Genomic DNA, 14065 nt, shown 5'->3' on the forward strand with positions numbered 1-14065 from the left:
TCGTGGCGGCGCGCATGGTGCGCGCCGCCCACGACGAACAGGGCTTATTCGGCACTCGAACGTGCGTACTTTAGGGCGAGGTTGTCCCGGTTTGGCGACGCGCTTGTAACAGCGGTTAGGGAGGGGGCGGGGAGCGGAAGACCCCCGGCATGAACCAGAACACCCCCATCACCCCCCGTCCCCTCCCCCTCACCACCGACCGGCTGCGCGCCGCGCTGCTGCACGCGCACCGGCCCGGCGCCGCGCCGGCCGCGCGCGAGGCCGAGGCGATGATCACCGGGCTCGCCGCGCTCACCCTGCACCGGTTCTCCTCCGCTCCCCCGCTGCTCGCCCTGGACCGGATCGACGTCCTGGTCCCCCGCACCCGCCGGCTGCGCTCCACCGGCAGCGTCCGGGTCGTGCGCGCGCAGGACATGCCCGAGCCGCTGTACCTCTCCGGGGTCCCCGTCGCCCCGGTCGCCCGGGCGCTCGCCGACGCCGTGTCCGCGCTCGCCGACGCGCCCACCGTGCGCGGACTGCTCACCGAGGCCGTACGCGGCGGCCACTGCGAACCCGGCACGGTGGTAAGGGAGTTGAACCGCGCGCGGCTGCTCAACCGGCCGCACGTCGTGGACGCCGTCGACTCGCTGCTCGCGGAAGGCCGCAGCATCGCGGAGGAGCGGCTGTACGAGATGGTCCGGGAGTTCGGGCTCCCGGACCCGATGTGGAACGTCGACCTTCGACTCCCCGGCGGCCCGCACCTCGGCGGCCTGGACGCCTACTGGCCCGACCAGGCGGTGGCCGTGGAGCTGGACACCCGGGCACCCCGGCAGGACGACGACGCGCTCTGGTCGGAGTACACCCGCAAACGCGAGCACCTGGAACGGCTCGGCATCACGGTCGTCCACATCACCCCGCGCAAGCTGCGCGAGGCGATGGACCAGCAGGCCACCGTGGTCCGTACGGCCCTGATGGCCGCGTCGGACCGGCAGCCCGCCGCGTACGTCGTCGTCCTGCCCCGGTGAGCGTCAGCCCTTCGGCGCCGTACCGCAGAACTCGGCCTCGATGACGGTCTGGCTGTCACCCGCCCAGTCCGCGTTGAAGTTCATGGCGAGCGAGTGCTCACCGTCCCGGGTGGCGACCGCCTCCGAGGAAGAGCCGTGGATGCCCCCACCGTGGCCCCACACCTCCTTGCCGCAGCTCAGCTTCACCTGCATCAGCCCGAGCCCGTAGTGGTACGCGGGGTGCTCGGCGCCCACAGGTACGGCCCGCGTCATCTCGCGCATCTCGGCCCTCGGGAGCAACTTCCCCTTGAACAGGGCCCGGTAGAACGTCTGCAGATCGTTGGAGTCGGAGATCATCTCGCCCGCCGCGTACGCGAGGGACGGGTTCAGTTCGGTGACGTCGTGGACCGTCGTCGCGCTCGGGTCCCTCGAGAGCTTCGAGTACGCCCGTGAACTCGGCTGCGGCATCTTCGACTTCGTCCCGGGAACGCTGGTGGCCCGCAGCTTCAGCGGCTTGAGGATCCGCCGCTCGACCTCCTTGCCGTACGGGCGACCGGTCGCCTTCTCGATCACCATGCCCGCCAGGACGTAGTTGGTGTTGGAGTAGTTCCAGGAGGTGCCGGGCGCGAAGTCCGGCTTGTGGGTCATGGCGATGGCGACGAGCTGCTCCGGGGTCCAGGTGTCGTAGCGGTGCTTCAGGAACTCCTCGCTGAAGACCCGCTGCTCGAAGCCGGCGTCGGAGGTGACGTCGTAGATGCCGCTGGTGTGGTTGAGGAGCTGGCGCACGGTGATCTTCCGGCCGTCGTGGCCGTTGCCGCGGACCACGCCCGGCAGCCACTTCTCGACCGGGTCGTCGAGGTCGAGCCGGTCCTCGGCCTGGAGCTGGAGGAGGACGGTGGCCACGAAGGTCTTGGTGATCGAGCCGACCCGGTAGCGGTCCTGGCCGCCGCGCTCGCCCGCCGTCCCGGTCCAGCCGGCGCGGCCGGTCCGGGCCTGGGCGACGGCCCCGGGCACCCCTTCGGCGACCGCCGCGTCGAGGGCCCGCTGGGTGGCGGTGTGGTCGGGCTTCTTCGGCGCGGTGGCGGCCACGGCGGGTGCGGCGAGCGCACCGGCGGTGAGCGCGGCCGCGGCGGTGGCGGCCGTCGCGGCGAGGAGGGTGCGGGCGAGGCGTGCGGATGTCATGCGGGTCCCCTGTTCATGTACCTGCGTACTGCCGTGTACTGCGGTCGCGGGAGGGGACTGCGGAGGCGGGGCGGAGGGTTGAGCGGGACTGCTCCGGTTGAGCGGTATTCAGCCGTTCGCCGGATCGGCGAGGCGGGAGCGGCCGACGGGCGGCCGTTCGCGCCACAACTGCAGGCCGATGTCGACGAGTTCGACGCGGGTGAGGTCGGAAACGGAGGCGAGAGGGTGCCAGGCGGCGAGGTCGGTGGAGCCGCCCGTCTCGTTGCGCAGGGAGCCGCCGGTGACCCGGGACTCGTAGATGATCCGCAGGCCCTGGAAGTCGCCGGGGCCGCCGAGCCTGCGCAGCCAGCCGCGCCGGATGGAGTCGATGCCGAGCAGCGCGACCGGCTCGGTCAGATAGCCGGTCTCCTCCTCGACCTCGCGGACGACGGTGTCCACCGGCTCCTCGCCGTGGTCCATCCCGCCACCGGGCAGCGTCCACCGCTTGGCCCCGGCGCGGTCCACCCAGCGGGCGAGGAGCACCTCGTCGTCACGGACACACACGGCGTAGGCCGCCACCCTCAACTCCTGTTTCATGGAGTGAGGTTAGAACCAGTACGTGGGGTACGTCCGCCCCGTCGCACGGGCGCCCGCGAGGCCGACGGCGACGAGCAGCGCGCTGGCGAGGGCGAGCAGCGCGAGGAAGGTCCAGAACGGCGGGTTCTGGAGGGTGACGATCACGGCCGTGGCGGCCGCGGGCGAGTGCGGGGTGCGGGCCGCCATCATGACGCCGAGCGCGAGACCGCCGGCGAGAGCGGCGCCCCAGAGGGACGGTCCTGTGACCAGGAGGACCGCGAAGCCGGTGAGCGCGGAGAGGAGCTGGCCGCCGACGACCGAGCGGGGCTGGGCCAGCGGCAGATCGGGCGCGCCCGCCACCAGCGCCATGCTGGCCGCCAGGGGCGGGATCAGCAGCGGCTGGTGGAGGGCGGTGCCCACGGCGACCAGGGCGAGCAGGGCGGTGACGCTCACGGTGGTCGCCAGGGCCACGGTCCTGGGGTGCGGTCGGGCGGGTGGAGTGGCGGGTGGAGTGGCTGTCGTCATGCGGGGTCCAGGGGCAGGGGGCTCACGGGCGGGCCGAAGGGCGGATCGAGGGGCGGGTTCGCCGGGGAGAAGTCGGGGTCCGACCAGCGCAGGGGGCTCGCGGACGGGGACTCCACGATCCGTTCGATCAGGAGGCGCGTGGTGCGATTGCCGTCCTGGCCGTACGCGGTGTGTGCCGTGCCGGACAGTTGGAGCGTGGTGCCGGTCCGCCAGTCGAGGAACAGCAGGCCCGCGCGGCTGTCGGCCTCCAGGTTGCCGAGGGTCAGGAACATCGCGTTGCCGGGGTAGTCCCGCCAGCTCAGTTCGGTGGGCGACTCGACGGTCACGAAGCCGGGGAAGCCGCCGCGGTGGCTCGCGTCCATGCCGTCGGGGGCGGTGGTCGCGATGAAGAAGGTGTCGGCGGCCAGGACGAAGCCCGCCTGGCTCTCGGTGAGCGCGGTGCCGTGGCGCGGGGCGCCGGGCGGGGTGGTGAGGTCGGGCGCGTACAGCTCGCGCTTCTGGATGTACTTCGGGCAGTTGGAGAAGACCTGCTCCGCCTCGACGGTGAAGCCGCGGGCGCTGGGGCGGGCGATGCCGTTGAGGCGCATGCGGCGGCGGGTGCGGGGGTCCAGGGCGATCGTCCCGACGGGGTCGGGGCCCGGGCCGGGCGGCGGGGCCGCCACGGAGATCGTGTGCGGGCCGGTCGCCCGGGCGAAGCCGGGCGTGCCGGTCAGGAGCGTGCTCCAGACCTGGCCGTCGCCGTCGGCCGCGGCGAGGACCAGCATCGGCTGGAGCTCCAGGAAGGCGGCGGCGATGGGGCGGATGCCGTTGGTGATGGAGCGGCCTACGTGTGCGGCGATGTCGGCGACGCCGACGCGTTCCTGGACCGCGCGGGAGCCTGCGTTGTAGGCGTCCATGGCATGAGCCTTTCGTGTACGGGGCCGAGGCCGGGGGCCCGGGGTACGGGCCCTCGGCGCGGGCAGCGCGTCCGTGCGTCGTGCCCACGGCGGGGCGATCCGCAGCGCGGGGCAGCGCTCCTCTAGAAGAAGCCGCAGGTCGGGGCGCCCTCTGTGGGGGCGTGGGTGTGCTCGCCGCCCGTGGGGGCGAAGATTTCGAGGCGGGTGCCGTCCGGGTCGTGGAAGAAGATGCCGCCGGAGGCGCCGCCCTCGGAGTGGGGGACCACGCCCTCGTACGCGAAGTCCGTGCCGCGCGCCTTCAGGGCCTCCTCCGCCGCCTTGACCCGCTCGATCGACTCGGCCTCCCAGGCGAGGTGGTGCAGGCCCGCGCGGCCGGAGTCGTACGCGCCCTCCGCCTGCTGCCAGAGGGTGAGGACGAGCTGGCCGGCCTGGCCCAGGAACGCGTACCGCCGGCCCTCCTCCTTGCCCTCGCCGAGCACCTCGAAGCCGAGCACGTCCCCGTAGAACCCGAGCGAGCGCTCCAGGTCCGTGACGTTGAGCCCCACGTGGTTGGTCTTCAGCGTTCCGATCGCCGTCACGGCGATTCCCCTCTCCTCGGACGGGCTAACCATTGATGGCAACTTTAGAGGTTAGAGCACGGGTGCGCAACCGGTCACGTAACCTTGAGGGGTTAGTTCAGCGAGAAGGGTGCCCGTCATGACCGTTTCCGATCCGCGGCCCCTGGTCGGCGAGCCCGTCTCGCTCGACCTGCTCAACACCCGCTGGATGATGGACGGCGTACGCCAGGACCTGCTCACCGACACCGACGGCCTCGCCGTCTGGCTCGGCGCCAACGGGCTCGACGCGCGCTTCACCGCCGACGCGACCACCCTCCGCCACACGCTCACCGCGCGCGAGGCCCTTTCCGGCCTGGTCGACCGGCCCGGCGACCCCGACGCCGTCGCCCGCGTCGACGCCGTCCTCGGGCACGGCCGCATCCGCGCCACGCTCACGACCGAGGGGCCGGGCGAGCTGCCCGAATTCGCGGAGCCCGCCTGGGGCCCCGGGTGGACCGCCGCCCGCGACTACCTCGACCTCCTGCGCACCGCACCCGACCGCATCCGCTCCTGCGCCCACGACGCGTGCATCCTGCACTTCTTCGACACCTCGCGGAACGGCACCCGGCGCTGGTGCTCGATGGCGATCTGCGGCAACCGGGCCAAGGCGTCGCGCCACTACGCCCGTACAAAGGAGAACTAACCGGCGGTAAGCGGGAGTCGGCTCGCCCCGTTTGACGGCGTTACGTCCTCTGTGGCGGATCGCGCCCTGTGGCGGATGTGTGCCATGACCACATCCCGCCGATTCCAACCCTCCACAAACCCCTGTCACTTGCGAAAGGCTGAGCGGTCATCCGGTACCGGAATCCGGACCCTCTTCTTTCACAAACAGGGATGTAAATGACCACCCCCGAAACTCAGAGCTCCATATCCGGGCGCTCGACCTCCGGGCACAGACGCGCAGCCCGGATCGCCGCCGCCGCGGGACTCGTCACCGCGCTCATCGCGGCCGGTGCCGCGCCGGTCCTGGCCGTCGACGCGCCGGCCACCACCACTCCCCCGGTGAAGTCCGCCGGATCCGGCGACAAGCTGGGCCCGACCGACGCCCAGCGCCTCAGCGAGGCCGAGGCGACCGGCGAGAAGAACGTCACGATCCTCGTCGCCACCGCCCCCGGCGCCACCGAGCAGGTCGCGGGCCAGCTCGACGCCGTCCAGGGCGCCTCGGTCGGCCGTCAGGAAGACAAGCTCGGCTACGTCCGCGCCACGATCCCGACCGCCAAGGCCGAGGCCGCCATCAAGGCGGCCACCAAGCTCTCCACGGTCCAGGCGATCGACCTCCAGGCCGAGATCCCGCTGGACGACCCGACCCCCGACGCCGGCACCGCCGGCGCCGTCGAGGGCACCACGGTCTCCACGACGTACCCGGCCCCGAGCAAGAAGACGCCGGCGAAGAACCCGTACAACCCGTCGCACGAGACGGGCGCCGTCGACTTCGTCGAGGACCACCCCAAGGCCGACGGCCGGGGTGTCACCATCGGCATCCTCGACTCCGGCGTGGACCTCGGTCACCCGGCCCTGCAGAAGACCACCACCGGCGAGCGCAAGATCGTCGACTGGGTCACCTCGACCGACCCGCTGACCGAGGGCGACGGCACCTGGCGCGCCCAGATCACCCCGGTCGCCGGCCCGGTCTTCACCGCCTCCTCGCAGTCCTGGAAGGCGCCCGCGGGCTCCTACCAGTTCAGCCGCTTCAACGAGGCGATCACCGCGGGCGGCGACCCGGCCGGTGACATCAACCGCGACGGCGACACGGCCGACCTCTTCGGCATGCTGTACGACCCGGCCGCCGGCACCGTCCGCGTGGACACCGACCAGAACAACGACTTCACGGACAACGCGCCGATGAAGCCGTACAAGGACGGGTACCGGGTCGGCTACTTCGGTACCGACAACCCGGCCACCGAGGTCGTCGAGAAGACGCCGTTCGTCGTCGAGATCCGCAAGGACGTCGCGATGGACCCGCTCGGCGGGACCTGGGTCGGCAAGAAGGCCGACTTCGTCAACATCGGCGTCGTCGAGTCCTCGCACGGCACGCACGTCGCCGGCATCACCGCCGCCAAGGGCCTCTTCGGCGGCCGGATGAACGGCGCGGCGCCCGGCGCGAAGATCGTCTCCTCGCGCGCGTGCACCTGGACCGGCGGCTGCACCAACACCGCCCTCACCGAGGGCATGACGGACCTCGTCGTCAACCGCGGCGTCGACATCGTCAACATGTCGATCGGCGGCCTGCCCGCGCAGAACGACGGCGACAACGTCCGCGCCCGCCTCTACACCCGGCTGATCGACCAGTACGGCGTGCAGCTGATCATCTCGGCCGGCAACAGCGGCCCGGGCATCAACACGATCGGCGACCCCGGCCTGGCCGACAAGGTCGTCTCGGTCGGCGCGGCGATCTCCAAGTCGACCTGGGCCGCCAACTACGGCTCGGCCGTCACCAAGTCGTACGCGATGTTCCCCTTCTCCTCGCGCGGTCCGCGTGAGGACGGCGGCTTCACCCCGACCATCTCCGGTCCGGGCTCGTCCGTGAACACCATCCCGACCTGGCAGGCCGGCGCCGGCGTGCCCGAGTCCGGCTACGCGCTGCCCGCCGGCTACGGGATGCTCAACGGCACCTCGATGTCCTCCCCGCAGGTCGCCGGCGCCAGCGCGCTGCTGATCTCGGCCGCGAAGCAGAAGCGGATCGAGCTCGACCCGCTGACCCTGCGCACCGCGCTCACCTCGACCGCCCAGCGGATCCCTGGTGTCGCGGCGCACGAGCAGGGCTCGGGCCTCATCGACATCAACGAGGCCTGGGAGTCGATCAAGGACGGCGCGACCGCCCACGACTACAAGGTCCAGGCCCCGGTCGACACCGCGATCTTCCCGGCCCCGCACACCGGCACCGGTGTGTACGACCGTGAGGGCGGCCTCAAGGTCGGCCAGAAGAAGGTCTACGACGTCACCATCACGCGCACGAACGGCCCGAACCGGCCGATCGAGCACGACCTGGAGCTGAAGTACAACGACGGCACCTTCCGGATCCTCGGCGACGACGAGATCGACCTGCCGCTGAACCAGCCGGTGACCGTCAAGATCCAGGCGAAGCCCACCTCCGCCGGTGTGCACAGCGTGATCCTGGAGGCCGACGACGACCGCACCGAGGGCGTCGACAAGCAGATCCTCGCCACCTCGGTCGTCGCGTCCGACCTGGCCGCGCCCGGCTTCGGCTTCTCCGGGACCGGCTCGGTCCAGCGCAACAGCCACAAGTCGTACTTCGTGACCGTGCCGGAGGGCGCCAAGACCCTCGAGGTCGCCCTGGGCGGTCTGAAGGAGAAGAGCCAGACCCGGTTCATCTCGATCCACCCGTACGGTGTGGCCTTCGAGTCCACCGCGTCCAACGTGTGCTACCCGCACTACAACCCGGGCAACGGCTGCCGTGCGGACCTGCGTTCGTACGCCAACCCGACGCCGGGCGTCTGGGAGATCGAGGTCGAGGCGCGCCGCACCTCTCCCGACCTGGACAACCCGTACAAGCTGGACGTCTCGGTGCTCGGCGCCGAGTTCGACCCGGCCACGCAGACCGTCGCCGAGGCGAAGGTCGGCACCCCGGCGGCCGTCGAGTGGACGGTCACCAACAAGTTCGCCGGCATCGAGGGCAAGCTGAAGGGCGGCCCGCTGGGCTCGCTCAAGGCCGAGACGCCGACGATCAAGCACCACGAGCAGCAGACGAAGACCGTCACCATCGGTGAGGGTGTCGAGCGCCTCGACGTGGCGATCGGCAACACCTCGGACAAGGCCGCCGACCTGGACCTGACGGTCCTGCGCGACGGTGTCCAGGTGGGCCAGGCCGCGGACGGCGACTCGGAGGAGGCCGTCTCGCTCGTCAAGCCGGCCGCCGGTACCTACACGATCGTGATCGACGGCTACTCGGTGCAGGCCGAGGGCGGCACGACCTTCGACTACAAGGACGTGTACTACTCGGCAGCGCTCGGCAGCGTCCAGGTCGACGCCGCCAAGAGCTACCCGCTGGCCAACGGCGCTTCCGCCAAGGTCGGCGCCGAGGTGGTCGTCGCCGGTGCCGCGCCCGAGGGCCGGCAGTTCTTCGGCGAGGTCCAGCTGGTGAACGCGCGCGGCACGGTCGCGGGCGCCGGCAGCGTCGTGATCGGCAAGGTCACCCCGTAACACCGCGGTACGCGTGACACACGCGTGAGGGGCGGGCGCCGGAACCGGTGCCCGCCCCTTCTCCGTCTCCGCCCCTGTCCCCGTGTCCCCGTGTCCGTCTTCTCACTCGTCCCGATCCTCGGACAATGGATTGGACAAGGCGGGCCGGGACATACGCATCATGGACGGCAGCAGCCTGCACAAACGTACGGAGGAGTCCCCGTGAAGGTCGGAATCGTCGGAGCCACCGGTCAGGTCGGCACAGTCATGCGCAAGATCCTGGCCGAGCGGAAGTTCCCGGTCGACGAGCTGCGGCTCTTCGCCTCCGCCCGCTCCGCCGGCACCGTCCTCGACGGGGTCACGGTCGAGGACGCCGCCACCGCCGACTACACGGGCCTGGACATCGTCCTGTTCTCCGCGGGCGGCGCGACCTCCAAGGCCCTCGCCGAGAAGGTCGCCTCCCAGGGCGCGGTCGTGATCGACAACTCCTCCGCGTGGCGCCGCGACCCCGAGGTCCCCCTGGTGGTCTCCGAGGTCAACCCGCACGCGATCAAGGACCGCCCCAAGGGCATCATCGCCAACCCGAACTGCACCACGATGGCCGCGATGCCGGTCCTCAAGCCGCTCCACCAGGAGGCCGGCCTGACCGCGCTGATCGCCACGACCTACCAGGCCGTCTCCGGCTCCGGTGTCGCGGGCGTCGCCGAGCTGCGCACCCAGGCGTGCGCCGTGGCCGAGAACGCCGACCAGCTGGCGTTCGACGGCGAGGCCGTGGAGTTCCCCGAGCCCGCCGTCTACAAGCGCCCGATCGCCTTCAACGTGGTCCCGCTGGCCGGTTCGATCGTCGACGACGGCACCTTCGAGACCGACGAGGAGCAGAAGCTCCGCAACGAGTCCCGCAAGATCCTGGAGATCCCCGGGCTGAAGGTCTCCGGCACCTGCGTGCGCGTCCCGGTCTTCTCCGGCCACTCGCTCCAGGTCAACGTCCGCTTCGAGCGTCCGATCAGCGTCGAGCGCGCCTACGAGCTGCTCAAGGACGCCGAGGGCGTCGAGCTCTCCGAGATCCCGACCCCGCTCCAGGCGGCCGGCAAGGACGCCTCGTACGTGGGCCGCATCCGCGTCGACGAGACCGTCGACAACGGTCTGGCGCTCTTCCTGTCCAACGACAACCTGCGCAAGGGCGCCGCGCTGAACGCGGTGCAGATCGCGGAGCTGGTCGCGGCGGAGCTGAAGGGCTGACGCCGATCCGTACCCGAGGGGCGGCCGTCCGGAAGGGCGGCCGCCCTTCGGCGTCCCGCGGCCCGGCCGCTCGGTCACGGTCGGGCAGGATTCGGACAACGCGTTCGAAGCCGGGCCTCGGGTGACAGGATCCGGGCATGACCCAGTTACCGAAGGGCGCCCACCTCCCGGTGCCCGCCCGGGCGCTCCAGGTCGCCGTCGCCTGGCGGGCCGTCGCCGGCGGGCCCGACGTGGACGTCTCCGCGCTGCTGCTCGACGGCCGCGGGCGGGTGCGCGGGGACGGGGACCTCGTCTTCTACGGCCATGTCGAGCACCCCTCGGGCGCGGTGCGGCACCTGGGCAGGTCGGCGCCCGGGGTGCCCGGCAGCGCGGCCGCGGACTGGCTGTGGCTGGACCTCGCGCGCGTGGAGCCCGCGATCGGCCGGATCGCGATCGCCGCCTCCACCGACGGCGGGACGTTCGGGCAGCTGCCCGAAGCGGACGTCCGGGTCACGGACCTCTCCGGCGCACCGCTGGCGTACGTCGCGCTCGGGGACGCGACGAGCGAGACGGCGTTCGTCCTCGGCGAGTTCCACCGGTGGGAGGGCGGCTGGCGGTTCCACGCGGTGGGGCAGGGGTACGTCTCCGGTCTCGCCGGGCTCGCGACGGACTTCGGCATCGTTGTCGAACCGCCCCCGGCCCCGATCCCGGGCCCGGGCTACGTCCCGCCGCCCGCCGCGCACGCGGCCCCGGTCGCGCACTTCGGCGACCCCTTCCTCACCTCGTTCCGGCCCTCGACCCACCAGGGCCGGGGGAAGGAGACCGTGCACTGCGATCCCGCGCTGCCGCCGGGCTGGGCGCTCCTGGAGATCGAGTCGAACCACTCGATCTCCACCACGATCGAGTCCTGCGACTCCCAGGGCCGGGCCCAGGGCTTCCTGCTCATGGCGTACGAGGACGAGGTCCGCGCCCGTACCGTCGCCGTCGTCCCGCCGGACCGGCCGCTGAGGCTGCGGGTCGACGCGGACACCCCCTGGACGCTGCGGGTCCTCCCCCTCAGCCACGCGCGCCGTTTCGACAGCCACATCGAGGGCCGGGCCCACGACCTCGTCGTCTACGAGGGACCGCCCGGTGTCCTCGACTTCCTGCACCGCGGCCAGTCCTCCTTCACCGTCCACCGGCACACTCCGCCCCGGGAGCCGGAGTACGACGCGGAGGACCAGGAGCTGCTGGTCGACGAGGTCGGCGAGGTCCTCGTCAGCGCCGCCGTGCCCGGTCCCGGGCTGCTGCGGATCAGCGGGGACGGCCCTTGGAAATGTGCCGTGCGACGGTGAGGCACGGCGTGGAAGGATGGCCCAAACGTCACGAAACCTAGGAGATGACCGGGTGCCTGGCACAAACCTGACCCGTGAAGAGGCGCAGCAGCGGGCGAAGCTGCTGACCGTGGACGCGTACGAGGTCGACCTCGACCTCTCCGGTGCGCAGGAGGGCGGCACCTACCGGTCCGTCACCACCGTCCGCTTCGATTCCGCCGAGGCCCACGCCGAGACCTTCATCGATCTCGTCGCCCCCGCCGTGCACGAGGTCGTCCTCAACGGCCACGCGCTCGACGTCGCCGCCGTCTTCCGCGACTCGCGGATCGCGCTGGCCCATCTGCAGCAGGGCCCGAACGAGCTGAAGGTCGTCGCGGACTGCGCGTACACGAACACCGGTGAGGGCCTGCACCGCTTCGTCGACCCGGTCGACGACCAGGCGTACCTCTACACGCAGTTCGAGGTGCCGGACGCCCGTCGCGTCTTCGCCTCCTTCGAGCAGCCGGACCTGAAGGCGACCTTCCAGTTCACCGTGAAGGCGCCGAGCGGCTGGACGGTGATCTCCAACTCGCCGACCCCGGAGCCCAAGGACGACGTGTGGGTCTTCGAGCCCACGCCCCGCATCTCGACGTACATCACGGCGCTCATCGTCGGCCCGTACCATTCGGTGCACTCCTCGTACGAGAAGGACGGCCAGACCGTTCCGCTCGGCATCTACTGCCGTCCGTCGCTGGCCGAGTTCCTCGACTCGGACCACATCTTCGACGTCACGCGCCAGGGCTTCGACTGGTTCCAGGAGAAGTTCGCGTACGACTACCCCTTCGCCAAGTACGACCAGCTCTTCGTGCCGGAGTTCAACGCGGGCGCGATGGAGAACGCGGGCGCGGTGACCATCCGCGACCAGTACGTCTTCCGCTCGAAGGTGACGGACGCGGCGTACGAGCGCCGGGCCGAGACGATCCTGCACGAGCTCGCGCACATGTGGTTCGGCGACCTGGTCACCATGGAGTGGTGGAACGACCTGTGGCTGAACGAGTCGTTCGCGACCTTCACCTCGGTCGCCTGCCAGGCCTCCGTGGAGGGGACCCGCTGGCCGAACGCCTGGACCACCTTCGCCAACGCGGAGAAGACCTGGGCGTACCGGCAGGACCAGCTGCCGTCCACCCACCCGATCATGGCCGAGATCAACGATCTCGAGGACGTGCTGGTCAACTTCGACGGCATCACCTACGCCAAGGGCGCCTCGGTGCTCAAGCAGCTGGTGGCGTACGTCGGCCAGGACGAGTTCTTCAAGGGCGTCCAGGCGTACTTCAAGGCGCACGCCTTCGGCAACACGCGCCTGACCGACCTTCTGGGCGCCCTCGAGGAGACCTCGGGCCGTGACCTGAAGGCCTGGTCGAAGCTGTGGCTGGAGACGGCCGGCATCAACATCCTGCGCCCGGAGATCGAGACCGACGAGAACGGTGTGATCACCTCCTTCGCGGTCAAGCAGGAGGCCCCGGCGCTGCCCGCCGGCGCCAAGGGCGAGTCGACGCTGCGTCCGCACCGGATCGCGATCGGCTTCTACGACCTGGACGCGGCCGGCAAGCTGGTCCGCTCCGACCGCCTGGAGCTGGACATCGAGGCGGCCGAGCTGACCGCCGTACCGCAGCTGGCGGGCAAGCCCCGTCCGGCGGTCGTGCTGCTCAACGACGACGACCTGTCGTACGCCAAGGTCCGGCTCGACGAGGTGTCCCTGAAGAACGTGACCGCGCACCTCGGCGACTTCGCCGAGTCGCTGCCGCGCGCGCTGTGCTGGGCCTCCGCCTGGGACATGACCCGCGACGGCGAGCTGGCCACCCGCGACTACCTGGACCTGGTCCTCTCCGGCATCGCCAAGGAGAGCGACATCGGTGTGGTGCAGTCGCTGCAGGGCCAGGTGAAGGCGGCCCTCGACCTGTACGCGGCGCCGGAGTGGCGTGAGGCCGGGCTGACCCGCTGGACCGACGCGACGCTCGCGCACCTGCGCGCGGCCGAGCCGGCGAGCGACCACCAGCTGGCGTGGGCGCGGGCGTTCGCGGCGACGGCCCGCACGCCGCAGCAGCTGGACCTGCTGGCGGCCCTGCTCGAGGGCGGCGAGTCGATCGAGGGCCTGGCCGTCGACACCGAGCTGCGCTGGGCGTTCGTGCAGCGGCTCGCGGCGACCGGCGTCTACGACGAGCCGGAGATCGCGGCCGAGCTGGTGCGGGACAAGACCGCGGCGGGCGAGCGGCACGCGGCGACCGCGCGGTCGGCGCGTCCGACGGAGGCGGCGAAGGCCGAGGCGTGGGCGTCGGTCGTGGAGTCCGACAAGCTGGCGAACGCCGTGCAGGAGGCCGTGATCGGCGGCTTCGTCCAGACCGACCAGCGTGAGCTGCTCGCCCCGTACACGGCGAAGTACTTCGCCGCGATCAAGGGCGTCTCGGAGACCCGCAGCCACGAGATGATCCAGCAGATCGTGGTCGGGCTCTACCCGACGCTCCAGGTCTCCGAGGAGACCCTGGACGCCACGGACGCGTGGATCGCGGCGAACAACCCGGCGCCGGCGCTGAAGCGCATGGTGACCGAGTGCCGGGCGGGTGTCGAGCGCGCCCTGAAGGCGCAGGCGGCGGACGCGGCCGCCGCGTAGCCACCGCGTA

At 71.5% G+C, this 14065-nt stretch carries 11 protein-coding genes; 6 read left to right on the forward strand and 5 right to left on the reverse strand.

Features of this window, described 5'->3' with window-relative positions; all coding sequences use genetic code 11:
- Window positions 1-149 precede the first annotated feature (149 nt).
- The gene (locus AB0F56_RS10610) at window positions 150-1004 is read left to right on the forward strand and encodes a hypothetical protein (RefSeq protein WP_362006640.1); all 855 of its coding nucleotides are present in this window, start codon (window positions 150-152) and stop codon (window positions 1002-1004) included.
- Between the two features lie 3 nt (window positions 1005-1007).
- On the opposite strand, the gene AB0F56_RS10615 is transcribed toward AB0F56_RS10610, so the two are convergent.
- From AB0F56_RS10615 to AB0F56_RS10635, 5 genes are all read right to left on the reverse strand, one after another.
- Window positions 1008-2165, reverse strand: a complete 1158-nt coding sequence (locus AB0F56_RS10615) for a serine hydrolase domain-containing protein (RefSeq protein ID WP_362006643.1) — start codon at window positions 2163-2165, stop codon at window positions 1008-1010.
- Between the two features lie 108 nt (window positions 2166-2273).
- Window positions 2274-2741, reverse strand: a complete 468-nt coding sequence (locus tag AB0F56_RS10620) for an NUDIX hydrolase (RefSeq protein ID WP_362006645.1) — start codon at window positions 2739-2741, stop codon at window positions 2274-2276.
- 9 nt (window positions 2742-2750) lie between these two features.
- Window positions 2751-3245: an HPP family protein gene (locus AB0F56_RS10625; RefSeq protein WP_362006647.1), complete on the reverse strand. Its 495-nt coding sequence runs from the start codon at window positions 3243-3245 to the stop codon at window positions 2751-2753.
- Complete coding sequence (locus AB0F56_RS10630) at window positions 3242-4141, reverse strand: pyridoxamine 5'-phosphate oxidase family protein (protein WP_362006649.1); 900 nt, start codon at window positions 4139-4141, stop codon at window positions 3242-3244. The genes AB0F56_RS10625 and AB0F56_RS10630 overlap by 4 nt, the downstream gene beginning before the upstream one ends.
- A gap of 122 nt (window positions 4142-4263) precedes the next feature.
- On the reverse strand, window positions 4264-4719 hold the full coding sequence (locus AB0F56_RS10635; protein WP_362006650.1) for a VOC family protein: 456 nt from the start codon (window positions 4717-4719) through the stop codon (window positions 4264-4266).
- A 118-nt stretch (window positions 4720-4837) separates the two neighbouring features.
- Between AB0F56_RS10635 and AB0F56_RS10640 the strand changes: the two genes are divergently transcribed.
- The 5 genes from AB0F56_RS10640 to pepN all read left to right on the forward strand — a co-directional run bounded on the left by AB0F56_RS10640 (window position 4838) and on the right by pepN (window position 14055).
- Window positions 4838-5380, forward strand: coding sequence for a CGNR zinc finger domain-containing protein (locus AB0F56_RS10640; RefSeq protein ID WP_362006653.1), 543 nt, complete (start codon window positions 4838-4840; stop codon window positions 5378-5380).
- Between the two features lie 197 nt (window positions 5381-5577).
- Window positions 5578-8898, forward strand: coding sequence for a S8 family serine peptidase (locus AB0F56_RS10645; protein ID WP_362006655.1), 3321 nt, complete (start codon window positions 5578-5580; stop codon window positions 8896-8898).
- A gap of 201 nt (window positions 8899-9099) precedes the next feature.
- On the forward strand, window positions 9100-10116 hold the full coding sequence (locus AB0F56_RS10650; protein ID WP_362006657.1) for an aspartate-semialdehyde dehydrogenase: 1017 nt from the start codon (window positions 9100-9102) through the stop codon (window positions 10114-10116).
- A 137-nt stretch (window positions 10117-10253) separates the two neighbouring features.
- Window positions 10254-11429, forward strand: a complete 1176-nt coding sequence (locus tag AB0F56_RS10655; RefSeq protein ID WP_362006659.1) for a TerD family protein — start codon at window positions 10254-10256, stop codon at window positions 11427-11429.
- A gap of 52 nt (window positions 11430-11481) precedes the next feature.
- Window positions 11482-14055 carry an aminopeptidase N gene (gene pepN, locus AB0F56_RS10660; RefSeq protein WP_362006662.1) on the forward strand — a complete coding sequence of 858 codons (2574 nt, stop codon included), beginning with the start codon at window positions 11482-11484 and terminating at the stop codon, window positions 14053-14055.
- Window positions 14056-14065: the final 10 nt, after the last annotated feature.

Source organism: Streptomyces sp. NPDC026092 (assembly GCF_040638605.1).
In the GTDB taxonomy this organism is placed as follows: Bacteria; Actinomycetota; Actinomycetes; order Streptomycetales; family Streptomycetaceae; genus Streptomyces.

Bases quoted from the DNA above. Each gene is read 5' to 3' on its own strand.
- AB0F56_RS10610 (WP_362006640.1), top strand. From the start codon at position 150: ATGAACCAGAACACCCCCATCACCCCCCGTCCCCTCCCCCTCACCACC.
- AB0F56_RS10625 (WP_362006647.1), bottom strand. From the start codon at position 3,245: ATGACGACAGCCACTCCACCCGCCACTCCACCCGCCCGACCGCACCCC.
- AB0F56_RS10620 (WP_362006645.1), bottom strand. From the start codon at position 2,741: ATGAAACAGGAGTTGAGGGTGGCGGCCTACGCCGTGTGTGTCCGTGAC.
- AB0F56_RS10655 (WP_362006659.1), top strand. From the start codon at position 10,254: ATGACCCAGTTACCGAAGGGCGCCCACCTCCCGGTGCCCGCCCGGGCG.
- AB0F56_RS10615 (WP_362006643.1), bottom strand. From the start codon at position 2,165: ATGACATCCGCACGCCTCGCCCGCACCCTCCTCGCCGCGACGGCCGCC.
- AB0F56_RS10645 (WP_362006655.1), top strand. From the start codon at position 5,578: ATGACCACCCCCGAAACTCAGAGCTCCATATCCGGGCGCTCGACCTCC.
- AB0F56_RS10640 (WP_362006653.1), top strand. From the start codon at position 4,838: ATGACCGTTTCCGATCCGCGGCCCCTGGTCGGCGAGCCCGTCTCGCTC.
- AB0F56_RS10630 (WP_362006649.1), bottom strand. From the start codon at position 4,141: ATGGACGCCTACAACGCAGGCTCCCGCGCGGTCCAGGAACGCGTCGGC.